Annotated in this window: 21 protein-coding genes; 10 read left to right on the top strand and 11 right to left on the bottom strand. The window is 65.9% G+C overall.

Going from position 1 to position 25,134, the window contains the following annotated elements:
* Position 1 precedes the first annotated feature (1 nt).
* On the top strand, positions 2-994 hold the full coding sequence (locus H4W27_RS00535; protein ID WP_192594203.1) for a phosphatase PAP2 family protein: 993 nt from the start codon (positions 2-4) through the stop codon (positions 992-994).
* On the opposite strand, the gene H4W27_RS00530 is transcribed toward H4W27_RS00535, so the two are convergent.
* Together H4W27_RS00530 and H4W27_RS00525 are read right to left on the bottom strand one after the other, a co-directional pair.
* Positions 969-2,072 carry a fatty acid desaturase family protein gene (locus H4W27_RS00530; RefSeq protein WP_192594202.1) on the bottom strand — a complete coding sequence of 368 codons (1,104 nt, stop codon included), beginning with the start codon at positions 2,070-2,072 and terminating at the stop codon, positions 969-971. The two genes, H4W27_RS00535 and H4W27_RS00530, sit on opposite strands and share 26 nt — an antisense overlap.
* An 86-nt stretch (positions 2,073-2,158) precedes the next feature.
* Positions 2,159-4,084: a sensor histidine kinase gene (locus tag H4W27_RS00525; protein WP_192594201.1), complete on the bottom strand. Its 1,926-nt coding sequence runs from the start codon at positions 4,082-4,084 to the stop codon at positions 2,159-2,161.
* An 83-nt stretch (positions 4,085-4,167) separates the two neighbouring features.
* Here H4W27_RS00525 and H4W27_RS00520 point away from each other — a divergent pair, with 83 nt between their 5' ends.
* From H4W27_RS00520 to H4W27_RS00510, 3 genes are all read left to right on the top strand, one after another.
* A complete protein-coding gene (locus tag H4W27_RS00520; protein WP_192594200.1) occupies positions 4,168-4,875 on the top strand; it encodes a response regulator in 708 nt (235 codons plus the stop codon).
* A 70-nt stretch (positions 4,876-4,945) separates the two neighbouring features.
* Positions 4,946-7,156 (top strand): S9 family peptidase, encoded by a 2,211-nt coding sequence (locus H4W27_RS00515; protein ID WP_192594199.1) that lies wholly within the window; start codon positions 4,946-4,948, stop codon positions 7,154-7,156.
* A gap of 5 nt (positions 7,157-7,161) precedes the next feature.
* Positions 7,162-8,034 carry a class I SAM-dependent methyltransferase gene (locus H4W27_RS00510; RefSeq protein WP_192594198.1) on the top strand — a complete coding sequence of 291 codons (873 nt, stop codon included), beginning with the start codon at positions 7,162-7,164 and terminating at the stop codon, positions 8,032-8,034.
* A 38-nt stretch (positions 8,035-8,072) separates the two neighbouring features.
* Here H4W27_RS00510 and H4W27_RS00505 read toward each other — a convergent pair whose 3' ends face one another.
* On the bottom strand, positions 8,073-8,732 hold the full coding sequence (locus tag H4W27_RS00505) for a TenA family protein (RefSeq protein WP_192594197.1): 660 nt from the start codon (positions 8,730-8,732) through the stop codon (positions 8,073-8,075).
* A gap of 127 nt (positions 8,733-8,859) precedes the next feature.
* On the opposite strand from H4W27_RS00505, the gene H4W27_RS00500 reads away from it, so the two are divergent.
* Entirely contained in the window at positions 8,860-9,849 is a 990-nt protein-coding gene (locus H4W27_RS00500) for a 1,4-dihydroxy-2-naphthoyl-CoA synthase (RefSeq protein WP_318782046.1), read from the top strand.
* Between the two features lie 35 nt (positions 9,850-9,884).
* Here the strand turns inward: H4W27_RS00500 and H4W27_RS00495 are convergent, their stop codons facing one another.
* Positions 9,885-10,823, bottom strand: a complete 939-nt coding sequence (locus H4W27_RS00495; protein ID WP_192594196.1) for a metallophosphoesterase — start codon at positions 10,821-10,823, stop codon at positions 9,885-9,887.
* Between the two features lie 252 nt (positions 10,824-11,075).
* Here H4W27_RS00495 and H4W27_RS00490 point away from each other — a divergent pair, with 252 nt between their 5' ends.
* Positions 11,076-11,612 carry an HPP family protein gene (locus tag H4W27_RS00490; RefSeq protein ID WP_192594195.1) on the top strand — a complete coding sequence of 179 codons (537 nt, stop codon included), beginning with the start codon at positions 11,076-11,078 and terminating at the stop codon, positions 11,610-11,612.
* Between the two features lie 35 nt (positions 11,613-11,647).
* On the opposite strand, the gene H4W27_RS00485 is transcribed toward H4W27_RS00490, so the two are convergent.
* Together H4W27_RS00485 and H4W27_RS00480 are read right to left on the bottom strand one after the other, a co-directional pair.
* Positions 11,648-12,130 carry a hypothetical protein gene (locus H4W27_RS00485; RefSeq protein WP_192594194.1) on the bottom strand — a complete coding sequence of 161 codons (483 nt, stop codon included), beginning with the start codon at positions 12,128-12,130 and terminating at the stop codon, positions 11,648-11,650.
* Positions 12,127-14,592: a molybdopterin oxidoreductase family protein gene (locus tag H4W27_RS00480; protein WP_192594193.1), complete on the bottom strand. Its 2,466-nt coding sequence runs from the start codon at positions 14,590-14,592 to the stop codon at positions 12,127-12,129. Before H4W27_RS00480 ends, H4W27_RS00485 begins: the two co-directional genes overlap by 4 nt.
* Before the next feature lie 217 nt (positions 14,593-14,809).
* On the opposite strand from H4W27_RS00480, the gene H4W27_RS00475 reads away from it, so the two are divergent.
* A complete protein-coding gene (locus tag H4W27_RS00475) occupies positions 14,810-16,048 on the top strand; it encodes a cation:proton antiporter (RefSeq protein ID WP_192594192.1) in 1,239 nt (412 codons plus the stop codon).
* A gap of 29 nt (positions 16,049-16,077) precedes the next feature.
* Here H4W27_RS00475 and H4W27_RS00470 read toward each other — a convergent pair whose 3' ends face one another.
* Complete coding sequence (locus H4W27_RS00470; RefSeq protein ID WP_192596337.1) at positions 16,078-17,049, bottom strand: IS481 family transposase; 972 nt, start codon at positions 17,047-17,049, stop codon at positions 16,078-16,080.
* A 1,051-nt stretch (positions 17,050-18,100) separates the two neighbouring features.
* Between H4W27_RS00470 and H4W27_RS00465 the strand changes: the two genes are divergently transcribed.
* Positions 18,101-18,712, top strand: coding sequence for a hemerythrin domain-containing protein (locus tag H4W27_RS00465; protein WP_225938959.1), 612 nt, complete (start codon positions 18,101-18,103; stop codon positions 18,710-18,712).
* Between the two features lie 348 nt (positions 18,713-19,060).
* Here the strand turns inward: H4W27_RS00465 and H4W27_RS00460 are convergent, their stop codons facing one another.
* The 4 genes from H4W27_RS00460 to H4W27_RS00445 all read right to left on the bottom strand — a co-directional run bounded on the left by H4W27_RS00460 (position 19,061) and on the right by H4W27_RS00445 (position 22,300).
* On the bottom strand, positions 19,061-19,387 hold the full coding sequence (locus tag H4W27_RS00460; protein WP_192594191.1) for a stress protein: 327 nt from the start codon (positions 19,385-19,387) through the stop codon (positions 19,061-19,063).
* Positions 19,388-19,666: 279 nt separating this feature from the next.
* Positions 19,667-20,548 carry a manganese catalase family protein gene (locus H4W27_RS00455; RefSeq protein ID WP_192594190.1) on the bottom strand — a complete coding sequence of 294 codons (882 nt, stop codon included), beginning with the start codon at positions 20,546-20,548 and terminating at the stop codon, positions 19,667-19,669.
* A gap of 124 nt (positions 20,549-20,672) precedes the next feature.
* A complete protein-coding gene (locus tag H4W27_RS00450) occupies positions 20,673-21,803 on the bottom strand; it encodes a hypothetical protein (protein ID WP_192594189.1) in 1,131 nt (376 codons plus the stop codon).
* A 68-nt stretch (positions 21,804-21,871) separates the two neighbouring features.
* On the bottom strand, positions 21,872-22,300 hold the full coding sequence (locus H4W27_RS00445; RefSeq protein WP_192594188.1) for a CBS domain-containing protein: 429 nt from the start codon (positions 22,298-22,300) through the stop codon (positions 21,872-21,874).
* 298 nt (positions 22,301-22,598) lie between these two features.
* On the opposite strand from H4W27_RS00445, the gene H4W27_RS00440 reads away from it, so the two are divergent.
* A complete protein-coding gene (locus H4W27_RS00440) occupies positions 22,599-23,861 on the top strand; it encodes a phospholipase D-like domain-containing protein (RefSeq protein ID WP_192594187.1) in 1,263 nt (420 codons plus the stop codon).
* Between the two features lie 265 nt (positions 23,862-24,126).
* Positions 24,127-24,963, top strand: a complete 837-nt coding sequence (locus H4W27_RS00435; RefSeq protein ID WP_192594186.1) for an alpha/beta fold hydrolase — start codon at positions 24,127-24,129, stop codon at positions 24,961-24,963.
* Positions 24,964-25,134 lie beyond the last annotated feature (171 nt).

Genomic DNA, 25,134 nt, shown 5'->3' with positions numbered 1-25,134 from the left:
CATGCCACATTTCCTGCAGACACCGGCCTTCCACCTCGAGCGGTGGGCGGCCGGTGTCCTGCTGTGTGTTGGGCTGTTCGGGGTGCTCTATTGGATCGCCGTGCATACGGAGACCGGCCAGCTGCTGGACATCATGATGCAGCGCACCGGATCGACCACTGGTCACCCGCTGCCCGAGCTGGATCCGGAGAATGAGTGGATCGCCGTGTGGATCCTGCTTCCCCCGATCCTGGCCTGCGCGGCGCTGAGCCACAGGCGAGGCCGCCACGGCCGGTGGATGATCCTCGCCAGCGCCGCAGTGCTGGTGCTGGGCGCGAACCTGAGCACCCAGGCGTTCAAGCTGGTCTTCTCCACGCGTCCGGTCCTGGTGGGCCTGACGTCAGAATGGACAGGGAACTCTCTGCCCAGCGGGCACACCACGATGGCCGCATCGGTGGCGGCGGCGGCCTTCCTGATCTCCCGGCCGCGGGACCGCGCGCTGTGGGGGATCCTCGCTGCGACCTGGTCGGCGGGCTGGGGGGCCTACATCTTCGTGGAGGGATGGCATCTGCCCAGCGACATGATCGCCGCCTACCTCGTGGTGACCGCCTGGACCCTGCTCTGCGGAGCGGTGGTCCTGCAGACGGAGGCGCGGGATCCGAACCTGGCGCCGCTCCCGGCTGAATCGGGCAGGCCGGGAGGCCCTCAGGCGGGGCTGAGCCTGACCCTCGGCGCCTTCGGCACCTTGCTCGGGCTGGTCGCCCTGCTGGGACCGGCGCTGCGTGACGGGCTCGCCTCGGTGGCTGAATCCACCACTGTCTGGCTCTGGATCGCCGGAGCCGCGCTGTCCTCCGCGCCGGTCTATCTGCTCTTCGCCGCGATGATCCCGCTCTTCGCGGCGGAGACCAGCCGGGTGAACCGCCGGGCCGCTCGGCTCAGGAGGCTGCGGCAGGACCAGCTGGACCGTCGGGCGAGGCGCGCCGGGGGAATCAGCGGGGGCGGTACTGCGCCATGATCGGGCAGTCCATCGGATCCGCGTAGCCCAGACCCACTCGGTTCAGGTAGGTCACGACCATGCCGTAGGACTGGACCAGACCGGTGGCGGTGTAGCTGATGCCCTTCTCGGCACAGAACTCCTCGACGATCGGCTTGACCTTGTGCAGGTTCGGGCTGGGCATGCGGGGGAAGAGGTGGTGCTCGATCTGCAGGTTCAGCCCGCCCATGGCCACATCCATGGCGCGGCCGCCCTTGATGTTGCGCGAGGTCAGCACCTGGCGGCGCAGGAAGTCCATGTCGGAGTCCTTGGGGATGATCGGCATGCCCTTGTGGTTGGGGGCGAAGCTGCCACCCATGTAGACGCCGAAGACCACGAGCTGCACGGCGAGGAACCCGAGGCCCAGCCCGGGGCTCATGGCCAGGAAGATCAGCACGGGGAACCCGATCAGCCGGATGGCCAGCATCGCCAGCTCGGTCTTGCGGCGCTTGAGCTTCTCTGCAGTGAACACCGTCTTGAGCGCGTTGTAGTGCAGTGCGATGGCGAAGAGGGTCAGCAGCGGGAAGAACATCCAGCCCTGTCGGCGGGCAAGCCAGCCCATGAAGCCGGAACGCTGCGCTGCGTCCTCGGCGACGAAGACCAGGGCGCCCGGCGCGATGTCGCCGTCTTTGCCGATGGTGTTGGGGTTGGCGTGGTGCTTGCTGTGCTTCTTGGTCCACCAGCCGTAGGACAGGCCCACGATGAGGTTGCCGGTGACCCGGCCGAACCATTCGTTGCGCTTGCCGGTGCGGAAGACCTGCTGGTGGGCGCCGTCGTGGGAGAGGAAGGCCACCTGGGTGAAGATGACGCCGAAGAACGCGGCGAGACCGAGCTGCCAGAGGCTGTCACCAAGGGTGAACATCAGCACGAAAGCTCCGGCGAAGGCGAGGCTCAGCACGATCACGCGCGGCACATAGGCCGAGGCACCGCGATCCATGAGGCCCTCGTCCTTGGCCCGCTGGGCGAGCTCGAAGAACTCGTTGACCTGCTTGTTCCGGGGCGGTCGGGGCTGCTCGGGAAGGCTCCGCGCGCCCTCCGACCGGGTCTCAGTGATTGTCATGGCTCCACGCTATCGAGCCGAGGCCTGCGCGGAGTCACCCGGCGGAGCCAACTTCACCCCCCTACGTGGGTAGGGGGTGGGCGGGTTCAGAGCGGGAATGAGGCACGGATGAAGTATCCGCCGTCCGGGGTCTCCCCCGTCTCCACAGTCCCCCCGACAGCGCTGACCCTCTCGCGGATGCCCTCCAGCCCCAGGCCAGCACCGGGTGCGGGCACTGAGACCGGGTGCGGCGGAGCGGTGTTGCGCACCTGGATCAGCAGGTGGCGGGTGTCTGCCGGGTCCGGCTGATCCTCGGGCTCCCCGATCAGCTCAGCGCTGACCTCGATGGTGGAGGCGGGCGCATGCCGCAGCGCGTTGCTCAGCCCCTCCTGGACCATCCGGTAGGCGGCGAGGCCCACAGCCGAGGACGCCTCGACGACGTCGAGCCCGGTCACCCGGATCGGGTTCCCGGAGGCACGGGTGGCCTCCACCAGGGAATGGATGTCCTCCAGACCCGGTGTCGGCCCGGTCGGCGCCTCCTCCTCGCTGCGCAGGGTGCCCAACAGCATCCGCATCTCACCCAGCGCCTGTCGGGAGGACCGGGCGATCTCTTCGAACTCCTGCTGCGCCTCGGAGGTGATGGCGGGCAGCCGGTAGCGCGCGGTGGCGGCCTGCACGCTGATCACCGACATGGAGTGGGCGACCACGTCATGGAGCTCGCGGGCGATCCGGTTGCGCTCCTCGAGCTCTCGCCGACGTCGACTCTGCTGGGCGCTGGTGCGTTCCGACACCTCGAGCCGGCCGGCGTCACGGATCCACTGCCGGGTCAGACTTCCGAGCACTGCGACGCCGGCGCTCACCGAGGCGAACACGATGCCGGTGCTCACGGCCCCCTCGGGAAGTTCGGGGGCCGCCATGACGATGGCCGCGGCGGTCAGCAGCGCGCTGGCGGCCCAGCCGCTGGCGGCGCAGTACCAGGGCTCGCGCAGCGCTGCGACCAGGATGACTCCGCACTGGATGAGCATGGCGGTCACGGGCCAGGGCCAGATGCCGACCCCCGATTCGGCGGTGGCGCCCATCAGCGTCGCCGAGACCATCACCGAGGCGCCGATCCCGGCCCAGGGGAATTTCAGCGTGAGCACCAGACTCAGGCAGTGCGCCAGGGTGAGTGCGAACGCGACGGCGGGGTGGACTCCGTAGATGGACGCGGTCAGCGGCCAGGCCACCGCGAAGAGCACCACTGCGGCGAAGCAGATGCCGATCCAGGACCAGGCGGCGGCACCGAAGGAGGCGGAGGATTCCTCGGGGCGGGAACCGGGGCGGCCGACCGCGGCCCGAGACAGCGTGCGCTCCAGCGGGTGCGCCTGCGGATGCTCCAGCGGGATCAGCCGACCCCGTCCTCCTGCGCCCAGCAGGCTCAGCGCGAGCAGAGCATCGATCGCCGCGAGACCGCGCATCACCGCAGGCAGGGTGGCCAGAAAGACCACGCCGAGGATCAGGAACACGGCGGAGTCCAGCACGTACTGCCAGAAGTCGGTCCCAGGAACCAGCGTGGGCGCGACCACCTCCAGGAGTCGGATCAGACCACGTTCGCCCGGGATGAAGCTGGACCAGAAGAAATACGTGAGCCCGACAGGACCCATCGCGATCCACAGGATCGCCACCACGAAGGTCACCAGCCGCACCGGCAGCGCGAGAACGGTCTCGAAGATCAGATCCAGCCATCGCCGCGGATCAGCGACCGGACGCAGCCGACCGGCGAGCCCCGGACCCCGGGGGCGGTAGCTCACCGGCGCAAGCTCGGCCCCCCAGATCCGCAGCCGACGACGGGAGAGCTCCGCGAACTCCGACGCCGTGACCAGGGTGAGTGGGAGCACCAGGGCCCCGACCCAGAGCGGCGCGGTCGCGATGGAGACCACCAGCAGCGTGAACAGCAGGCTGGCACCGAAGAGCGCGATCGGCAGTCCCGGGAGCACATAGGCGCTGTCCCGCAGAAGCCGGCGGATCAGGGATTCGGGACGAGGACTGTGCACGTGAGTGATCCTGGGCTGGAGAGCATGGTGCTCACATCACACCACAGGCGTCAGGGGCCGCGGTACCGGGGTAGCGTTGAACCATGCCCTCCGCTGTGTCCGCCGACTCCTCGGCCCCGCTCCCCGGTCCTGCCATCCGGGTGCTCATCGTCGATGACCAGTCGATGATCCGTGCCGGATTCGCCGCTCTGCTGGACGCCCAGACCGGCATCACGGTGACGGGCACCGCCTCCGACGGTGAAGGCATAGACGACGTGGTGCGCAGCACCACCCCGGATGTCGTGCTGATGGACATCCGCATGCCCAAGGTCAACGGCCTCGAGGCCACACGAGAGATCCTGCGCATGGAGGGCACTCCCCCGAGGATCCTGATGCTGACCACCTTCGACGCCGATGAATACGTCTTCGACGCGCTGCGGGCCGGGGCCAGCGGATTCCTGCTCAAGGACGCCGCCCCCGAGGAGCTCATCCAGGCGGTCCGGGTGGTGGCCGAGGGCGACGCGCTGCTGTCCCCCAAGATCACCAGGACCCTGATCGCCGACTATGCCGCGCGCCCGACGGGGAGCCCGAAGCAGTCACGCCTGCTCTCGGAGATCACCGATCGCGAGCAGGAGGTGATGACCGCCGTCGCCCGCGGGCGCTCGAACGCCGAGATCGCCGCCGATCTCCATCTCGCCGAACAGACCGTCAAGACTCACGTCTCGCGCATCCTCACCAAGCTGGCCCTGCGCGACCGCACGCAGATGGTCGTCTACGCCTACGAATGCGGTCTGGTGCGCGCCGGGGAATGAGTCCGGCCGCGATCCGGGAACGGGTCGCCGCGGACCGAGCGAGTCCTCGCCGGTCTGGTTGAATGGCCGCATGTCTGATTCCACGCCTCCGCAGGCCAAGAAGATCCCGACCGAGCGCACCCACCACGGTGACACCTTCGTGGACTCCTACGAGTGGCTGCGGGAGAAGGACTCGGCCGAGGTCATCGAGCATCTGCACGCCGAGAACGCCTACGCGGAGGCGATCACCGCGTCCCAGCAGCCGCTGCGTGAGGCCATCTTCTCCGAGATCAGGCACCGCACCGTGGAGACCGACCTCTCGGTGCCCTCCCGGCGCGGTCAGTCGTGGTACTTCACCCGCACCATCGAAGGTGAGCAGCACGCGATCTACTGCCGGGTGCCGGTCGGCCGCGACTCCTGGACTCCGCCGCAGGTGCAGGCCGGCGTCGCGCTGGCAGGCGAGGAGACGTTCTTCGACACCAACGCCGAAGCGGCCAGACACCCCTTCTACCAGCTCGGCGGAATGTCGCTGAACGCCGCCGGCACGCTGCTGGCCTATTCGGAGGACACCTCTGGGGATGAGCTCTACACCCTGCGCTTCCGCGACCTGAGCAGCGGGGTGAACCTGCCGGAGGAGGTGGAAGGCGTCCACGGCGGACCGGTGCTGGAACCCACCGGTCAGCGCGCCTACTACATGGTCGCCGACGCCGCCTGGAGACCCCACCGGCTCTATATGCATACTCTCGGCACCCATGCCGAGCAGGACCGGCTGATCCTGGAGATCACCGATGAGCAGCTCTGGACCGGGGTGGGGCTCTCCGCCGACAAGCGCGAGCTGGTGATCATCTCCGGCAATTCCGAGTACGACGAGTCCCGGATCCTCGACGTCACCGACCCGGAGGCGCAGCCGGTGCTGCTGATCAGCGCGGAACGCCGGATCCTGCACAGCATCGATCCGATCGAGGTCGACGGCGAGCGCCTGCTGCTGATCACGCACAACCAGGCCGGACCGAACAACGCCCTCTCGGTCACCACAGCTGATGAGCTCGCCGCTCAGACCCGTGCCGAGACATCGACCGAGCGCCCCCGGGAGCAGCCGCTGGACCTGGGCACGCTCGTGCTCCCACATGAGGAGACGGTCAAGCTCGAGGGGGTGACGATCACCGCGGCACAGGTGATCGTTGCCGCACGGCGAGACACCGTGGAGTCCGTCCAGCTGCTCTCGCTCGATCTCCTGCGCGCGGTTCGCGAGGGCGCCGCACCGGTGCTGACCTCCACACTTCCCGGCCCGGACTTCGAGGACGAGCTCTACACCTGCGCGGTGATCGCCGCAGAGTACGAGGCCCCACTGTTCCGGGTGGCCTACGAATCCTGGCTGACCCCCACCCGGATCTATGACATCGACCATGCCAGTGCGTCCCCGCTGCTGCGCCGGGAGACCCCGGTCAACGACGTGGACCTCGAGGCCTACTGCGCCACCCGCATCTGGGCCCCCAGCGGGGACACCCGGGCCGACGGCTCGGAGATCACCATCCCGGTGACGGTCCTGCACCATCGGGACGTGAGCGCCGACGGCACCAACCCCGCGCTGGTCTATGGCTACGGCTCCTACGAGATGAGCATGGACCCCAGCTTCGGGATCCCCCGGCTCTCCTTGCTGGACCGGGGCATCGTCTTCGCCATCGCCCATGTCCGCGGAGGCGGGGAGCTCGGCCGCGGATGGTACGAGGACGGCAAGAAGCTGAACAAGATCAACACCTTCACTGACTTCATCGCCGCCACCGATCACCTCGTGGAGCTGGGCTGGGCGGATCCCTCCCGGATCGCGGCGCTGGGCGGCTCCGCGGGCGGTCTGCTCATGGGAGCGGTGGCCAACCTCGCCCCGGAGAAGTACGTGGCCATCCTGGCGCAGGTGCCCTTCGTGGACAATCTGACCTCGATCCTGGACCCGGAGCTGCCGCTCTCCGCGCTGGAGTGGGAGGAGTGGGGCAATCCGATCACCGATCCCGAGGTCTACCGCTATATGAAGTCCTATGCCCCGTATGAGAATGTCCGGGAGGTGGCATATCCCGCGATCGCGGCCGTGACCAGCCTCAATGACACGCGGGTGCTCTACGTCGAGCCGGCCAAATGGGTGCAGGTCCTGCGCGAGCACCAGCGCGGCGAGGCGCCCGTGGTGATGAAGATCGAGATGGACGGCGGTCACGGGGGCGCCTCAGGACGGTACGAGAGCTGGAAGGAACGTGCCTGGGACTACGCCTTCCTGGCCCATCATCTGGGCGCGAGCGAGTCGCGCCGATGAGCTCCATGGCAGGACCACCAGCAGGACCACCAGCGGGACCATCGGCAGGATCAGCCACCGGCTCGCCCGCAGCCTCCCCGGCGGCCGGATCCGCGCAGGAGGTGAACCCCGCCTTCGCCTGGACCCAGGACCCGGAGCTGGTGGCGATCTATGACGTGGAGAACTCCGGCGGCTGGGATCACGAGTTCTACCTCGAGCTGCTCGAGGAGCTGGGTGCGGGGCGCGTGGCCGATATCGGCTGCGGGACCGGGGTGCTCGCTGTGCTGCTCCCCCAGCAGGGTGTCGAGGTGGTCGGTGTGGATCCCTCGGCGGCGATGATCGACGTCGCCCGGACGCGCAGCACCGAAGCGGGAGTTCAGGGGCGGGTCAGCTGGATCCACGGATATGCGGATCAGCTGGCGCCGAACGTGGCGGACGCGGTCATCATGGAGGGACATGTGGCCCAGTATTTCCTCACCCGCACAGAGTGGGACGCGGTCCTGGCCCAGGCCTGGGCCACGCTGAAGCCTGGTGGACATCTTGCCTTCGAATCACGAAACCCGGCGTCGCTGGAGCTCGATGCCTGGGACGCCGAATCCACCCGGGAGACCCAGCCGCACCCGGACGGCGGGGAGTTCACCTCCTGGATGGAGATCGCCGGGATCCGTTCGGACGCGGCGGACGGGGACCTCATCACGGCCCGGGCGCACAACCTGCTGCCGGGATCCCGGGAGCTCATCGCCGAAGAGACTCTGCGCTACCGGCCCCTGGCCGTGCTGCGGGAATCGCTCGCCCGGGCTGGTTTCCGGATCGTCGACATCTGGGGCGACTGGGACCGTGAGGAGCTCAGCGAGGATTCCCCGGAGATGATCTTCCTGGCGCAGAAGCCGCTGGACTGATCCGCTCCCGACTCACGGCGGGCGGCGCTGGGATGCGCTCAGCCCACAGGCCAGGTCTCCATCCGGTGGGCTGAGTCCCAGAACATCCATTCGTACTGACTCGCCCGGCGAAAGGCCTGGTGCATCCGCGCCCGGGTCTCCTCGCTGGCTGAGGCCGCCAGCTGATCGACCACGTCTCTGGCCGAGACGGTGAGCTCGTGGAACTCCGGATCGCCGTAGGCGCTGATCCAGTCTGCGTAGGGGTGGTCCGGCAGGGAGCCGATCCGAGCCTTGAGGCGCGTGCCGACGTCGTCGTAGATCCAGAAGCAGGGCAGGACTGAGCCCGCGAGCACCGGCAGGGACCCGGCGGAGGCCAGCGCCAGCTCATAGGAGGTGTAGGCCACGGTGGTGGGCGAGGGCTCCACCGCGCCGAAGTCCACCACGTGGGTCGCATGCAGCGCGCGCTCTTCCTCGATCGCCCCCGCGGCGGCCCGTGACCAGAAGATGATGTGCTCCGGATCGGTGGACTGCTGCGCACAGGCCGCGAGCGCCCGGGCATACTCGGTCAGGTACAGCGCATCCTGTCCCATGTAGTTCTCGAAGATCTCCCGCGAGAGCGATCCGTCCTCCAGCTGCCGCAGAAAGGGAAGCTGATCGATCCGGCTCCGAATCTCGGCGGTCCGCTCCCAGGCTTCATCGGTGAATCTGCGCGCGCTCATCATCTCCCTCTCCTCGAACCAGGCCTGCTGACAGGATCATGGTAGAGCCTTCGGATCCTGACGGTGTGGTGCTCTGCGACGAACCGGTGACGACGACGTCGGCTTGCTCCTCGGTAGACTCGCAGCTGTGATCGGATCAGATACCCCCAGCAGCCCGCACGACTCCGCCCCCGGCCTCCTGCCCCCGCAGGTCTCAGACATCTTTGACCCCTGGCAGTGGCGCCTCGTGGAGGGATTCGACTTCACCGACATCACCTACCACCGCAGGGTCCAGCGTGATGCGGCCGGGCACATCACCGCCGATCTTCCCGCCGTGCGTGTCGCCTTCGACCGCCCCGAGGTGCGCAACGCGTTCAGGCCCGGCACGGTGGACGAGCTCTACCGGGCGCTTGATCATGCGCGGATGACCCCCGATGTCGGTGCTGTGCTGCTCACCGGCAACGGCCCCTCCCCCAAAGACGGCGGACACAGCTTCTGCTCCGGCGGGGATCAGCGCATCCGTGGTCGGGACGGCTACCGCTACGCGGAGGGTGACACGGCCGAGACCATCGACCCGGCCCGCGCCGGCAGGCTGCACATCCTGGAGGTGCAGCGACTCATCCGCACCATGCCCAAGGTCGTGATCGCCGTGGTCAACGGCTGGGCCGCAGGCGGCGGGCACTCCCTGCATGTTGTCGCGGATCTGAGCATCGCCTCGCTCCAGCATGGGAAGTTCAAGCAGACCGACGCCACAGTGGGCTCCTTCGACGCCGGCTATGGCTCGGCGCTGCTGGCCCGCCAGGTGGGACAGAAGAAGGCGCGCGAGATCTTCTTCCTCGCCCGCGAGCACTCCGCCGAAGACATGGTCGCCGCCGGTGCCGTCAATGAGGCGGTCGAGCACCAGCGTCTGGAAGAAGTGGCACTGGGTTACGCCACCGACATCGCTCGCCAGTCACCCCAGGCCATCAGGATGCTCAAGTTCTCCTTCAACGCGCCCGACGACGGCCTCGCCGGCCAGCAGGTCTTCGCCGGTGAGGCCACACGGATGGGGTACATGACCGATGAGGCGGTGGAGGGCCGCGATGCCTTCCTCGCCAAGCGCGAACCCGACTGGTCCGAGTTCCCGTACTACTACTGATCTGAAGCATCTCTGCGTGTCAGCCCCCAGCCGGTTCAGGCCGGGCGCAGCTCAATGGTGACCAGCTGGGGTGGGGCGTTGATCCGCACAGGCAGCACGCTGAAGCCGATCCCGCAGGTGACGAACAGCTCGTTGCCAGCTTCGCCGTAGCCTGCCGGGGCGAACCCGTCAGCCACGATCTCTTCTTCCTTGGTGAGTCCCAGATAGGACCATTCCGGGCTTCCGGGCAGAGCGATCTGCCCACAATGGGTGTGCCCGGCCACTGTCATCGGGGCGCTGTGGGCAGGCAGGTGGGGGAACGTGGTCGGGTTGTGCATCAGCACCAGACGCGGAGCCTCCTCGGGAACCAGCTCCAGGGCCTGCAAAGGGTCTGCCTCACCCACGGAGGAGGGTCCGATCCCGACCACATGGAGCCCGGGTCCGCTCCGGGAGTCTGGTGCGGGAATCTCGGTCGCTTCGTTGGCCAGGACCTCGATGCCCTGATCCTCAAATGCCCCGGTGAGCGTCTCCACGGCCCCGACGGCGTAGTCGTGATTGCCCATCACCGCGTACACCGGGATCCCCGCCCCGGTCAGCGGCTCCAGCAGACGGGCGACATCAGCCACCCTTTCCCGGACATCCGCATCACTTCCATAGACGAAGTCTCCAGCCAGGAGCACAGCCTCCGGCTCGGCGTTCACTGTCTGCTCCACGGCGCGTTCGATCATGGCCGTGTTGTCCCACCACATTCCGACCTGCAGATCCGAGAACACGATCACCTCCGCACCGTCCCAGTCCGGACCCAGTCCAGGCAGGCGCGCCTCGATCCGTTTCTCCTCCAGGATCACCCGCGGCTCAACGACGACGCCGTAAACCCCTGCGAGCAGACCCAGCACTGTCAGCACCGCGCCCAGACCGAGGAACCAGGAACGAAACCGATCACGGCGGCGCCTCCGACGACGAGGAGTCTGTTCCTCTGCTGATGAAGCGTTCATCGGCGTCCTTCCGGCAATGACAGATGGAGCAGGTACGCCGCGGTGTGTCGTCGTTCAGCCACGTCCTGGCGCCCGGCAGACGTCTCGCGATCCTAGAATCGCGATCCCCATTTCACCAAGTTCCAGAGAACGAAGCTTACCGTGGGGCACCCGTCGAGACCGGACAGACAGACTCGTCGCCGTCTGATCTCGCTCCCCCACAACGAGTAGGGTGTGCTCGAACACCGTGACGACTCCCCCGGATGGTGCAACATGCAGAAACGTCGAAGCTCACGCAGTCAGCTCCGCCCCGGCCTCTACGCAGGGACGCTGAGTCTGGTCGTGCTGGCTGCTGCAGGGACGGTGGCGCTGATCCTGCACCAGCCGTGGCTGTTTCCCAGCCTGGGCCCGACCGTGATGCTGTTCTTCGAGTCACCCAGCCAGAAGGCGTCCCGGCCGAGCAACTCCCTCGTGGGCCACGGTGTAGGTCTGCTGGCAGGTATAGCCATGCTGTACCTCTTCGGACTCCAGGACGAACCTTCGGCAGCGGCGGCAGGACTGACCTGGATGCACCTGTTCTCCGGGGCGCTCTCGGTGGCACTGACCACACTGGTGCTCACCCTGGCGAAGACCCCCCATCCCCCGGCGGGGGCCACCACACTGATCGTCAGCCTGGGGATCCTGACGGGGCCCGCCGCCTGGGTCTCGATGGCAGGGGCGATCGTGTTGATCACGCTGCTGGGGTGGGGACTGAACCGGATCTTCGGCGTGCGGCCCGCCCGTCACGCTGATCAGAGCTCAACAGACTGAACAGAACTGACTAGAACTGGCGGAACTGGCCGGGTTCAGCTGATGAGGATCTGCGTGGAGTTCTCCTTGATCATGGCATTGGCCCATTTCATCTGACGCAGGGTGTCCGGGTGGCAGCGCTGGACTGTCGCGAGCAGGTCCATCGCCTGGATCCCCTGTGCGGCCTGAGCGAGCATCTCCCAGTCCGCAGAGACGCCGCAGGCCTTGACGTATATCTCTCGCAGGTCATAGAGCAGCGTCAGCTCCGTGAATCCTTTGCGGCCCAGCAGTTCGCTTCCGCGCTCCTGGATCCTTCGCAGGGTGGTGAGTTCGGACTTCGGCTCAGGATCGAGGTCCTGGCCGTAGCTCTTCCCGATCTCGGCGATCTCGCGCACGTGTGCCTGTGACCAGGCCGCGAGATCTCGACCGAGGTGGTAGATCGAGTGATCGACCTTATGCCGCTCCGAGGCATGGAGCAGCTCTTGTGCGAGGTCGTTCTCTGAGCGGTGCAGCTCATGCAGCACAAGTCCGATCCTCATCGCTGCCCTCCTGTGACGCTGTGTTCAAGATCTTCATCCGCCCGGGCGGTCTGATCACCGGCAGTGTGCCTGTCGATGTCGCTGACCGGAGCAGACGCGGTGTTCGTCGGGGCCGACGAAGGGCCGTCCCCTGCTTCCAGGCGAGTGACGCGGGCAGCCGCCGTCTTGAAGATCGGCTGCTTCGAAGCCGCATCCCAGTCGGTGATGGTCAGTTCGTTGGCCGCCCGACCGGTCTGGTCTGGATCGTGGCCGTCCGAGGCGTCCCAGTAGCCGTAGTGGAACGGCAGGAACACGACACCCGGGCGGATCCCGGTCACCCGGGCGTGGGCCTGCACGGTGCCGCGCGGAGTCGCCACCTCCGCCAGGTCGCCTTCGTCGATGCCTTGGGCGGCGGCGTCGACGGAGGAGAGCTCCACCCACACGGTGGGGGCGGCCTTCTGCAGCTGGGGTGCGCGCGCCGTCTTGGTGCGGGTGTGGAAGTGATAGAGCGTGCGCCCGGTGATGAGCTGCAGTGGGAACTCCTCACTTGTCACCTCGTGGGGCGGCAGATAGCTGGCAGCCTTGATGACCGCCTTCGCGTCTGGATTCATCGCCTTGTACTCAGCGGGCTCCAGCGGGGCCCCGGTCACCAGGTCCTTGCCGTAGCTCTCGCAGTACTGCGGATCAGACCAGAACCGGCCATCCTCATAGAGACGCTCCGTCCCCTCGGGGTTCTCCTCGTTGCAGGGCCATTGGATGCCCGAACCGCCGCGGAGCTTGTCATAGCTGATTCCCGTGTAATCGCACGGCCTGCCCCGGGTGCACTCCTTCCAGGCCTCGAACGCCGATTCGGGATCGTGCCATGTCACCAGCGGCTCTCCGTCCTTGTCCCGCAGATCCAGTCGCCGTGCATAGTCGAGGAAGATGTCCAGGTCCGGCTTGGCCTCCCCCGGGGGTTCCACCGCCTTCTCTGACAGGTGCACGGTCCGGTCGACGTTGGTGAAGGTTCCCGTCTTCTCCCCCCATGTCGCTGCGGGCAGGACGACATCGGCCAGCTGAGCTGTCTCGCTCATGAAGATGTCCTGGACCACCAGGAACAGTCGGTCCTGCTCCAGGATGGATCGGATCCGTCCCAGTTCGGGCAGCGAGACGGCAGGGTTCGTGCCGCTGACCCAGAGCATGCGGATGGAGCCGTCCTCCACGTAGCGCATCATCTGCATCACGTGGGTCGGCGGTGAGTAGTGGGGGATCCTCGAGGTCTCCACGTTCCACACCCGAGCAAGGTCCTCCACATGAGCATCGTTGGACCAGTTGCGGAAGCCTGGGAGGTCGCCGTCGCCTCCGCATTCTCTGGTGTTCTGGGCTGTGGGCTGGCCGTTCATCTGCAGCAGCCCGCACCCGGGCTTGCCGAGCATTCCCCGCACGAGGTGCACGTTGTTGACCTGCACTGCAGCGGCGGTGGCCTGGTTCGACTGGTAGAACCCCTGGAGCACGGTCGAGAGCAGACGGTCCGCGCCTCCGATGATGCTCGCGGCCTCGCGGATCTGTTCTGCCGGGACATCGCAGATCTGCCCCACATGTTCTGGCGTGTACTCCTCGACCCTCTTCTGCAGCTCCGCATAGCCGACCGTGTGCGCGTCCAGGTAGTCCTGGTCCACCCAGCCGTGGGCGATGATCTCGTGGAGCAGACCGTTCATCAGCGCCACGTTCGTCCCCGGTCGCGGAGCCAGATGCACGCTCGCGTACCGGGCGACCTCGGTGGGCCGCGGATCCACACAGATCACCTGCGGCGGGTTCGGGCCGGCAAGGCGGTCCAGGACCCTCATCCACAGGACCGATTGGGTTTCGGCCATGTTGTGGCCGTAGAGCACGATGACGTCAGCATGGTCGATGTCCGTATAGGATCCCGGCTGGCCGTCACAGGCGAAACTCTCCTTCAGCGCGGCCGCTGCTGTGGCGGTGCACAGACGCGTGTTTCCGTCCACATGATTGGTGCCCAGGCCCCCGTGGGCGACCAGCCCGAGCGTGTAATACTCCTCCGCGAACAGCTGACCTGTGGTGTAGAAGCCGATGGCGCTGGCACCCTGCTCCTGTTGCAGCTCTCGGGTGCGGGACACGATCCGCTCCATCGCGGTATCCCAGTCAGTCTCCACCAGTTCTCCGTCCTGACGGATGAGAGGCCTGGTCAATCGGTCAGCGGAGCCGTTGGCCTGCCACCCGTAGAGGTCCTTGACCCCTAGCCTTCCGTGGTTCACACGGTCGGCCGCCCGGCCCCTCACCCCGGCGATCCGACCGTCCTTGACTGCGACGTCCAGACCGTCACCGTTGGAATGCAGGATCGAAGCGGTCTGCACCCATCTGTCCACGTCTTCCGGTGCCAGCCCTTCATCGAGATGGGTGTCCACTCGCACGGGCCAGGACTCTCCAGCTGCATACGGGGTCCGTGTTCCCCACGGCTCTGCAATCCGGTCTCTGGCTGCCACGAAAACTCCTCCGGTCGCTGAATCCCGAGATGCTTTGGACCTGCCGGGTGGCGCCCGGCCACTCTGACCCTACGCTCGAGGTTTTCGCGGTACAAGGGAATGTCTCGGCCTTTGCTCGCGCCGGTATGCATGCTGGAATGGCGGAGTGGCCGCGACAGCATCCCGTACGGTCGTCCTGGTCAGTCGTCTTGGCAAGCGAACAGAAGGGCAGAAACGAATGGATGTGAACCTTGTACTGGCTCTGTTCGCTGGAGCCATCGTCGTGCTCTCGGTGTTCTCCACCCTGTTTCAGCGAATCAGCCTGCCCGGCCCGCTGCTAGCCCTGGCGTTCGGTGTGCTGATCGGGCCCTACGCGGTAGACCTGATCCGGATAGATGATTTTGGGGTCCCCTCCGGCACCCTCTTGGAACAGGCTGCCCGTGCCACGCTGGCGGTCGGTCTGACCGGCGTGGCCCTGCGACTGCCCCACGGGTATTGGAGGCGCAACATCCGATGGATCGCGGTGATCATCGGCCTGGGCATGATTGCGATGCTGGCCGTGGCCACCGGGATCCTCTCCGTGGGACTGGGCACCCCCTTCTTGATGGCGCTGCTGATCGCCGCGATCATCACTCCCACCGACCCGGTGGTCACCACTCCGGTGGTGACCGGGTCCATGGCCGAAGAGAAGATCCCCGAGCGAGTGCGGTACAACCTCTCAGCAGAGAGCGGGATCAACGACGGCCTGGGGTACCTGTTCGTGATGCTGCCGGTGCTGCTGATGACCAGCCCGTCAACGGCGTGGCAGGAGCTGCTGACCAAGGTCCTGCTCTGGGAGATCCTCGGCGCCGCAGCGTTCGGCGCAGTGATCGGGTACCTGCTGGGCAAGCTCTTCGTGCTGGCCAAGGACAAGAACCTCATGGAGGAGAGCTCCTACCTCGGGTTCGTGGTCCCCTTCGGACTGTTCGTGCTCGGCGCTGGAAAACTCCTGGGCACCGACGCCGTGCTCGCAGTGTTCATCGCCGCAGCCGTCTTCGGCCAAGTGATCCCCCAGCGAGACGAATCCCAGGAGGACAAGGTCGACGACGCAGTCAACCGGTTCTTCCTGCTGCCGGTCTTCATGCTCGTGGGGATCGCGCTGCCGATCTCCGAGTGGGGCCAGCTCGGGTGGGCTGCACCTGCTGTGATCATCGCGGCCGTTTTGGGGCGTCGGCTCATCACGGTCTGGGCGCTGCGCCCGTTGTTCCGCAACATCCATGACCGTCCCGAGACCTTCTTCCTGAGCTGGTTCGCTCCTGTCGGGGTCTCGGCATTGTTCTACGCCACCCTGGCCGAGCGACACACAGGAAATCCGGACATCTTCGCCTACGCCACTCTGGCCATCACCGCGTCGGTGCTGATCCATGGACTGTCATCCGCCCCGCTGAGCGCCTGGCTCAAGCACCGGCAGCCCGCACAGGAACAAGGGTCGTCATAGACGGAGAGCGGCCTGCGAACTAGCTGTACTCAGCCACGAGCTTGTTGACAGCGAGTGATGGGCGGATGACCTCCGAGGGCGCTGTGTCGGCGCAGGTGGTTATAGAAGTCTAACCACGGCCCCAGAGCCGCCGTCCGATCAGCTGTCGAGGTGTAGCGGCACCGATAGGCCCACCCCTCCTGCAAGGTCCGGTTGAACCGCTCCGCCTTTCCGTTCTGCCACGGATGCCTCGGCTTGGTCCGCAGATGCTTCGCTCCGAGCCGCCCCAGCACTGACTGGAATGCTCGGGACCGGGTATAGGCCATCGCGTTATCGGTCATCACTCGTTTCACCGGGGCCCCGTGAGCGGCCATGAACACCGCCGCCCGGGCCAGGAAGTCGGCACAGGTCTGCCCTGTCTCATCGGGCAGCGCCTCGGCGTAGGCGAGCCGGGAGTGATCATCGACGGCCACGTGGATGTAGTCGAAACCCACCCGCTGTCGCCCGGTGTTGTGGACTTCGCGCGTCTGGCCTGGGTCTGCTCGCCATCCGCCACCGTCGGGGATGCGTCCGATCTTCTTCACATCCACATGCAGCAGATCCCCAGGGCTGGCATGTTCGTAGCGGCGTTCGGTGGCTCGACCTGCTCGGATCCTGGCGCCGGTGATCGGGTCCAGCTCCCAGAGCCGGGGCCACCCGGCGCGGGCGATGATTCGCGAGATCGTGCGGGCCGGTACCCCTGTGCGCACGGAGAGGTCTGCGGGGCCTTCCCGGTGGTGCTGGCGTGCGTGGAGCACCTGCTGAACCCTCTGCGGTGTGGTGGCGCCGGGGCTGCGTCGTGGTCGAGAAGACCGGTCGACCAGGCCGGTGGGGCCCTCTTCGCGGTAGCGGCGCAGCCATCGGTAGGCCGCAGTGCGCGAGATGCCGAGTTCCTTCGCGACGTGGGCTGCTGGCTGGCCATCAGCGACACGTTGGACCAGCAGAAATCGGCCATGCGGGGTCAGCCGGGAGTTGTGGTTCAGCGCAGGGCGGCGGGCGGTACGGTGAGACAAGGAGACCTCTTAGATCAGTTGGCTGCGTGTGGTAACCACCAACCTAAGAGGTCTCCGCCCTCTTCACATGTCAACAACGTCGTGGCCGAGTACAACTAGCTACATCATTCGATGTAAACGGTCGCCTGCCTGCGGGTCAGCTGTTTCGGCTGCCCTTGTCCGGTCCTCGACGTCCCACCGCTGAACATGGGACCCCCGGAGAGACAGAACAACTGGTGGAATCGATTGTTGCTGGGCTGACTGTGAGCCAGTTCCTCGTCCTGGCGGCGCTGCCGTTCCCGCTGCCCGTGGGTGAGCTGGTGCACGTAGGCGTTGGAGTCGCAGGTGAACACGATCGCTCCGGCGATAGGACGAGGGCGACATGGGGACCAACATCGCGCTGGCGACCGCCCGCAATCTCGCCGGCGGGGCGCTGCTGATGACCCTGACCCTCACCGTGCGGGCCCGAGAGTTCAACTCGAACTGAGCCCAGCAGCTTGTCCGTGCATACCGACCACAGCAGCAGCAGGGCGCCCGGCTGGTTCAGGCCGGGCGCAGCTCAATGGCGACTGGCTGGGGTGGGGCGTGGACCGTACGGGCAGGGCGATCTGCCAAGCTTCCTCGGAACCGGCTCGAGGGCCTTCAACGGGTTGGCCTCACCCACCGAGGTGGGCCCGATGCCCGCCACGTGCAACCCGGGTGCGCTCCGGGAGCCTGGCGCGGGAATCGCGCTCGCTTCGTCGGCTAGGACTTTGACGTCTTGGTCCTCAAAGACGCTGGTCAGTTCCTCCACAGCCCCGACGGCGTAGTCGTGGTCGCCATCGCTGCATCCACCGGGATCCCTGCCCCGGTCAGCGGCTCCAGCAAACGTGTGACAGATGAAGCAGTTACGCCGCGGTGTGTCGTCTTTCCGTCACGCGCTGGCGCCCGGCAGACGTCACGCGATCCTAGAACCACGATTCTTGTTGCACTAGGGTCGAAAAGAGAAGCACATCGTGTCACGCCAGTTGAAAAGAAGTTCCCAGCCAGACTCGTTCAGAGCATGGGCGCTGCTCTTCGCTGGTCACGCCAACTGAAGGAGATTGTCATGTCCGACACTACCCAGGCAGACAGAGACGTCGTCGACGTTCTCACTGAGGACCACAATGACATGTTGCGTCTGCTCCGGCAGATTGAGGGAACGCCCGACGCGGAGAAGCGCCGAGACCTCGCGGATACACTCATCGCCGAGGTGATGCGGCACTCCGTGGCTGAAGAGATGATCGTCTACCCGACCATCGAGGAGCATGTGCCGAACGGCAAGGATGAAGTCGAGCACGACAAGAAGGAACATGACGAGCTGGTCGACCTCATGAAGCGCATGGAAGACGTCGAGGCGTCAGATCCCGTCTTCATGGAATTGGTCGGGCAACTGGAGAAGCTGCTCGATCACCACGCCAGTGACGAAGAGGATGACCAGTTCCCCAAACTGCGGACCCACGTCCCGCGTGACGCGCTTATCAAAATGGGCAAGAAGGTGGAGAACGCGAAGAAGATTGCTCCCACCCGACCCCACCCGAACGCCCCACATTCCGAGCTGTTCCACAAGAGCGTCGGACCCGGCGTGGGCATGGTCGACCGATTGAGGGACAAGCTCACCGGCCGCGACGGCTGAGAACAACGGGGAGGACTTTGCGAAGTCCGCGGGATCCGCCAGGAGGCTTCACACGGACCTCCTGCCCTTCGATCAGCAGGGACCCCTCCTGGCCATCGGCAGACCGGATAGCGTCTTATAGTCTCCCTCGGGGAAGCTTCGGCCGATGACCCGTTCCGCCTTGTCGGATCTCCTCGGCGAGGCCCTCCACCGTGACGACCGCGGTGAATCCAGGCACCTCTTCAATCGCTTGGGTGTTCGCATAGTCGAAGGCAATAACGAAGGTTCGTGGGTAGCAGGCGCACTGGCGCTTAACGCAATTCGGCGAGGAGAGACATATCCCTCCTCGCCGAACCGGTTCGCAGCGGGTCAGCTGTTGCGGCCGCCCTTGGCCTTGTCCTCAGTGGACTGGGCCTGGGCACCCTTCTGCCCTGCCTGGCTGGGGTCAGCCGAGTTGGAGTCACCGAAGCTGCCGGTGCTCTCCTGACCGCCCTTCTGGCCCTCCTGGCTCGGATCAGCCGAGTTGGAGTCACCAAAGCTGCCGGTGCTCTCCTGACCCCCCTTCTGGCCCTCCTGGCTGGGGTCAGCGGCGTTCTTCTCACCGAAGCTGCCGGTGCTTTCCTGGCCGCCCTTGCTGGCCTGCTGCTCGGTGTCGTTACGGTTGCCGAACTGTCCTGGGTTGTTCTGATCAGCCATGCCAATCTCCTAACCTGTTCGTTCCGGTCTCGTCTGAGACAGATGTTTGAGGCTGTGCCTCTGTCCTCCACGCTAGGAGCACACCCCCGGCCGACACAACCCCCGGCACCCGAGTGTTTTCCTTCCTGGGCGATCCTTCCTGGGACTCAGTCCCGGACACGCCACTGGCGTCGGCGCGTCACTGGTCCCGCCGGCTGGTGAGCCGACGGGACCAGCCTTCTGGACCGGCTTTCGGGACCGGCCTGCCCTCGGTGCGCCTTGGCGCGGCGGCTCAGACACTCATTCTTTGTTGAGTTTGTCCTGCACTGCTCCGGCGGTCTTCTCGACCTTGTTCGGCAACTCGGTGGTGCCATAGAACCGGGCATCAGGGTGGGTCGGAGGCGGGATCGGCACGCCGTCCATCGGCGTCTCTACGTAGGTGAACTCCCCCAGACCATCAGGACTCGGCCCCGAAGCCCACGGACCCTCTGCCATGGACGCACCATCGGAGAAGTTGATCGCCTGGTAGGAATACTCGCGGTGTTCCTGCTTGATCGGGAAGTTGCTCGGCACCGGCAGCTCCTCGATGCCCTGCTCCTGCAGCTCCCGTGCCGCCGCCAGCCACTGATTCTGGTGATGGGTGTCCCGGGCGAGCAGGAAGGACAGCAGATCCCGCACCCCGGGATCATCTGTCTGGTGATACAGCCGAGCCACCTGGGTCCGGCCCTGCATCTCCGCATTGATGTTCGAGGTGAAGTCAGCCAACAGGTTGCCGCTGGCGGTCACATAGCCCGCGTTCCACGGGTTCCCGTTGCTGTCGACCGGACGCGCTCCGGCACCGGCGACGATCCCGTCCTGGACGTCCATGCCACCGACCACCGCCGCCACCGTCGGGTCGTTCTGGACGGCCTCATCGGTGATCCCCTGCGGGGCCTTTTCCAGCAGCTGGGCCACCATGGTCGCGAGCATCTCCACGTGACCGAACTCCTCGGCCGCAGTGGAGAAGAGCAGGTCACGGTACTTGCCGGGGATGTGCGAGTTCCAGGCCTGGAAGCTGTACTGCATGGCCACGGTGATCTCACCGTACTGACCGCCGATGACCTCCTGGAGCTTGCGCGCGTAGACCGCGTCGGGCTTCTCCGGTGTAGCTCGATACTGCAGGGCCTTCTTGTGGTAGAACATAGGACCTCCCGAGAGAAAGAACAACTATCGAAATGTTTGGCTGCTGAGACTGGCCTGTGATGCGTTGTCTAGTGTCTGATCACCTCCGTCTGGAGAAGCTTCGGAATAGGCGCGCCGTGAGTGGTCACTGCTCCGGGCGGAGCACTGTTCTGGGCACGCTCTGGCCATCGGTGTAGTCGTTGAGCTCGGCACCTCGACTATGGTCGAGTTCCTCGTCCTGGCGGCGCTGCCGTTCCCGCTGCCCGTGGGTGAGCTGGCGCACGTCGGTGTTGGAGTCGAAGGTGGACCCGATCGCGCCGGCGATGACTCCCAGGGCTGCGCTGAGCCAGGCGATGTCGAGATAGCTGGTGAATCCGACGTCTGTGCCGATGGTCTCGCTCATGAACCCGGGTTCGATGATCACCAGCCCGCCGATCAAGATCAGTGCCACCAGGGCCAGGTACAACATGGTGACGCAGATCAACAAGGTCAGGATCGTCGAGCCGTTATAGAGGGCGACGACGCGCCTCAGCCGCTGATGCACCGGCTTGTCCCAGAGCTGGTTCATCACGATCAGCCACGCCACCATGCTGATGATCGCGGTCGCAGCGATCATCAGCAGCCGTCCCAGGCTCAGCGCCTCGGCCATCTGCCAGACCGAGCTGTAGAAGATGCCGAAAGCCCCGGTGGCCGAAGCCGCAGCCAACGCCCGCGAAAGCTTCGGAGCGGTTCGCCACGGATTGTTCGCCGCCGTCATTCCCAGAACCATCCGGGGGGCACCAGTCCAGGAGCGCGCAAAAAGTCTGGAGCTATCACCCTCGGCTGCGGGCTTCCACGGTCCCCCGAGGCCGCTGGAATCCTCCTGAGCGTTCGGGTCTGCGCTGGGCAGCAGTTGGCGTACACAGTCCAGGAAGGCGGCCTGGATCCGATGTTTGGTCCGCCACGCTCCCAGGCTCGGACACGAAATCACCGCCGCGGACTCTTCCGGGAAGACTTCTGCCACCAGGGGCTTTTCCTCGACGTAGCGAGGAACCTCCGTGAGCACCAGCACTGCATCTGCCTTCAAGTGGGCAGAATCGAGTTCACGCATGGCGGTGATGTCCAGAGTCTCGTCAGAACGCATCCTCACGGTCCTGGTCTCCACACTGACCTCGAGTTCACCTGCCACGAGTTGCTGAGCCTGCTCCGCAAACGACTCCTCCACGCTGCGCACCCGCCGCGACGGCACTCCGGGATCCGCGACGACGATCAGGCGGTACTTCTGCTGGGAACTCATAGTGCCACCCTCCGAAGGATGACTGGACGGCTCCGAAACGGGACCTGGACGCCGGCTGTGTGTGCTCGTCATGCGGGTAACGCTCTGTGGGCCAGCTCCTCGACCAGGTTGGCGTCGTGCTGCGCGCACCACTGAAAGACATCGGTGGGGTGCAAGACTCCCACTGCCTCGCTCTGGGAAGAGATCACCAGGGGCCGGATCCCGTAGTCCCTGTAATACTCGACGGCCGACTCGAGTGGGTCTTCTGGGTTCAGCAGCGAGGGCATGCGGTCGACGAGCTGGGCGCAACACTTGCGTGCCCAGTCCCGTGGACGTGCGTCCTTGAACCTCTCGATGTCCTCACGAGTAACGAAGCCCAACGGCCGGTCAAAGAGGTCACGGACCACGACTTCGTCTGCCTGCGTGATGTTCAGAGATCGAAATGCCGCATCGACTGACTGGGTCTCACAGACAGAGTGGCCAACGGGCCTCAGGAGATCGCGGATGAGAGTATTCATCAGTGCTTCCTTCCACGTGGACCAGAACCGCCGGGGGTCCTACGCGAGGCATCCCGTGGCTCCTGGCAGGAGGGGCCTGAAGTAGCCGCAGCGCCGGTGTCGGCGCGAAGGTTTCGCTTCATAGCCAGTCCTTGAAATGAGTTCCAAACGCCCGTGGCTAGAGCTGACCTCAGGCTAGTGTCCCGACCGATCCAGGTAAAGCTCTTGTCGGAGACCCGTTGCGTGCATGATGGGGACCGTCGTTCTCGAAGAGTCGGCCCGACCGGTCCCCGCCGGTAGGTACGACTACAGTCGGACCATGAAGCCTCCTGATCTGCTTCCCCGCAAGAGTCCTAGACGGGTTCTGCTCCGTGCCGCCCCTAAGGTCGCGGGGGCGGCACTCATGGTCCCCGCCGTCGCGGCCGTCTCCGCGGTGGCCGTGGACCTGGTAAAACGCAGAGGGCGCAAGCACCGGCGGGCGCCCCGGCCGGGCACCTTCCACGCCCAGGTCGAAGAATCGCAGCTGAGCATCTACACCGATGGTGCCTCTCTGTACCAAGACATGATCGAAGCTATCGACGGCGCTCAGGATTCGGTCTTCATGGAGGCCTACATCTGGAAGAACGACGAGGTGGGCCAGCGGTTCGTCGACGCGTTCAACGCCGCCGCCGACCGCGGCGTCGCCGTCTACATCACCTATGACGGTTTCGCGAACCTCGTGGTGCCAGGCTCCTTCTACCGTCAGCTCACTGACAACATAGAGGTGTACCGGCTGCCTGCGATCATCCGGAAGGCCTGGAAGGGACCGCTGCGCTACACCGCGGTCAACCATTCCAAAGTGCTGGTAGTCGACAACAAGACCAGTTTCGTGGGCGGCTACAACATCGGCTCGCTCTTCGCCCGCGAATGGCGCGACACCCACCTGCGCGAGATCGGACCCACTGCCGGCGGACTGCGTCAGACCATCGCACGGAAGTGGAATGAGGATCGACCCCTTGAGGAGCAGATCCCCTGGGCGCCTCCGAGCAGTTGGGACCCGACCGTGCAGGTGGCCGCCAACCTGCCGATGGATCTGGTCTACCCGATCCGCAACATGTATCTGAAGGCGATCGAGCGCGCACAGCATCACGTGCTGATCTCCACGCCCTACTTCATCCCTGATCAGCAGATCCTGGGTGCGCTGCAGCGGGCGGCGGAGCGTGGAGTCGACGTGCAGGTGATGCTGCCCAAGAACTCGAATCATGTGCTGGGCGACTGGGTCTCGCGGGGGTTCTACGGACAGTTGCTCGACTCGGGCATCTCGATCCTGCTCTACACCAGCTCGATGATGCACTCCAAGACGGCCACGATCGACGGCGAGTGGTCCACCATCGGCACGGCCAACATCGACCGGCTCTCCCTCTCCTTCAACTACGAATCCAATGTAGAGATCATCCACCAGGGATTCGCCGCCGAGATGGAGAAGGTCTTCCGCAGCGACGCCGCTCATTGTGAAGTCGTGGACCCACGACAATGGCGGGATCGCAACCCGCTGGCGCGAGCCACCGAATTCGCCCTCATTCCGTTTCGACCCCTGCTGTAGCCCCCACGACTGCCACACTCTGGGGTACACGGGCTTCGGCTCCAGCCCGGCGGAAGTCGCAGTTGACCTGGCGATCTGCTCACTGAGGGTGTCCGCCGGAATGCGTCGCTCGATACACTCGTCGCCAACCGGTTCTGGCCGTTCGCACCACGAGGCAGTCTGCTCACATCTCGCGAACCGAGCCAGGACTGACTGAGACCGGGGCGAGAGGGCACCTGTCATGCGCGGAGATCAGAAGAATTCAGCAGCGGCACCACCAGTGCCGGTGGGGACGACCGAACGCATCGAGGTCGCTGGGCGGAGGCTGAATGTGTGGCGCGCCGGGGAACGGGGCCCTGTCGTGGTGTTGGTGCACGGCATACCCACCAACCATCTGCTCTGGCACGACGTCGTGCTCGGACTGCACGATCGGGCCCAGATCATGGCGGTCGACATGCTCGGCTACGGCTGGTCCGACCCACCCCAGGGGCGGCGCGTGGACATAGCCGCACAAGCGTCATATGTGCTCGGCCTGCTCGACGTGCTCGGCATCGATGAGGCTGTCGTGGTGGGGCACGACCTCGGCGGCGGCGTCGCGCAGCTGTTGGCCACCACGAGCGGGGACCGCATACGCGGGATCGGCATCGTGGACGGCGTGACCTTCGACGGATGGCCGGTTCCAGTATTTGCCGTGATGAAGGCCCTGTGGCCGCTGGTCGGGGCCATGCCTGCACCGCTGCTCACCGCCGGTCTGGACCGGGTGCTGCGCAGCCTCTTCGTGCACAAGGATCGAGCTGCTCTCTACGCGCCGTGGTTCACCGCTCCCTGGGGCCGACCTGGGGCATCCGCACTTCTGACCCGTCACCTGCGCGCCCTGAACCCGGGCCTGACCCAGGCCATCACCCCGTTTCTGCCGCGCTTGTCGATGCCCGTCGAGGTGGTGTGGGGACGTCAGGACTCCGAAATGAAGCCGAAGTACGGCGAAAGGCTCCTGGACGCGATTCCCTCGGCGCATCTGACGTGGGTCGACGCGCACCACTTCGTTCCCGCCGATACGCCGGTCCCGGTGATCGAGGCGATCTTGCGGCTGTTGGAACGCGTCGGGACGGACCCCAGAGATTGAATCGCCGGCAGGACCCCTCGGCGGGAAACTGACTCTTCGCCGTGCCTGACCGGGAACACCGAGCCGGCACAGCCCTCGCTCTTAACCAAGTCTGGCGAAGAGAGACGTACTCTCTTCGCCAGACTTTCCGTGCGGGTCCTTGAGCCAGGACCCGGGACGGCGGGTGCGCTC

The organism is Nesterenkonia lutea (assembly GCF_014873955.1).
In the GTDB taxonomy this organism is placed as follows: domain Bacteria; phylum Actinomycetota; class Actinomycetes; order Actinomycetales; family Micrococcaceae; genus Nesterenkonia; species Nesterenkonia lutea.
Note: the sequence above shows the minus strand (reverse complement) of the source record. Positions and strands in the feature narration are given on the sequence as shown.

What these genes read in the sequence shown, in the direction of transcription:
- H4W27_RS00465 (WP_225938959.1), top strand. Translation starts at nt 18,101, where the DNA reads ATGGGCGCTGCTCTTCGCTGGTCACGCCAACTGAAGGAGATTGTCATG.
- H4W27_RS00460 (WP_192594191.1), bottom strand. Translation starts at nt 19,387, where the DNA reads ATGGCTGATCAGAACAACCCAGGACAGTTCGGCAACCGTAACGACACC.
- H4W27_RS00495 (WP_192594196.1), bottom strand. Translation starts at nt 10,823, where the DNA reads ATGAACGCTTCATCAGCAGAGGAACAGACTCCTCGTCGTCGGAGGCGC.
- H4W27_RS00440 (WP_192594187.1), top strand. Translation starts at nt 22,599, where the DNA reads ATGAAGCCTCCTGATCTGCTTCCCCGCAAGAGTCCTAGACGGGTTCTG.
- H4W27_RS00485 (WP_192594194.1), bottom strand. Translation starts at nt 12,130, where the DNA reads ATGAGGATCGGACTTGTGCTGCATGAGCTGCACCGCTCAGAGAACGAC.
- H4W27_RS00450 (WP_192594189.1), bottom strand. Translation starts at nt 21,803, where the DNA reads ATGAGTTCCCAGCAGAAGTACCGCCTGATCGTCGTCGCGGATCCCGGA.
- H4W27_RS00530 (WP_192594202.1), bottom strand. Translation starts at nt 2,072, where the DNA reads ATGACAATCACTGAGACCCGGTCGGAGGGCGCGCGGAGCCTTCCCGAG.
- H4W27_RS00520 (WP_192594200.1), top strand. Translation starts at nt 4,168, where the DNA reads ATGCCCTCCGCTGTGTCCGCCGACTCCTCGGCCCCGCTCCCCGGTCCT.
- H4W27_RS00505 (WP_192594197.1), bottom strand. Translation starts at nt 8,732, where the DNA reads ATGAGCGCGCGCAGATTCACCGATGAAGCCTGGGAGCGGACCGCCGAG.
- H4W27_RS00455 (WP_192594190.1), bottom strand. Translation starts at nt 20,548, where the DNA reads ATGTTCTACCACAAGAAGGCCCTGCAGTATCGAGCTACACCGGAGAAG.
- H4W27_RS00445 (WP_192594188.1), bottom strand. Translation starts at nt 22,300, where the DNA reads ATGAATACTCTCATCCGCGATCTCCTGAGGCCCGTTGGCCACTCTGTC.
- H4W27_RS00515 (WP_192594199.1), top strand. Translation starts at nt 4,946, where the DNA reads ATGTCTGATTCCACGCCTCCGCAGGCCAAGAAGATCCCGACCGAGCGC.
- H4W27_RS00490 (WP_192594195.1), top strand. Translation starts at nt 11,076, where the DNA reads ATGCAGAAACGTCGAAGCTCACGCAGTCAGCTCCGCCCCGGCCTCTAC.
- H4W27_RS00535 (WP_192594203.1), top strand. Translation starts at nt 2, where the DNA reads ATGCCACATTTCCTGCAGACACCGGCCTTCCACCTCGAGCGGTGGGCG.
- H4W27_RS00475 (WP_192594192.1), top strand. Translation starts at nt 14,810, where the DNA reads ATGGATGTGAACCTTGTACTGGCTCTGTTCGCTGGAGCCATCGTCGTG.
- H4W27_RS00510 (WP_192594198.1), top strand. Translation starts at nt 7,162, where the DNA reads ATGGCAGGACCACCAGCAGGACCACCAGCGGGACCATCGGCAGGATCA.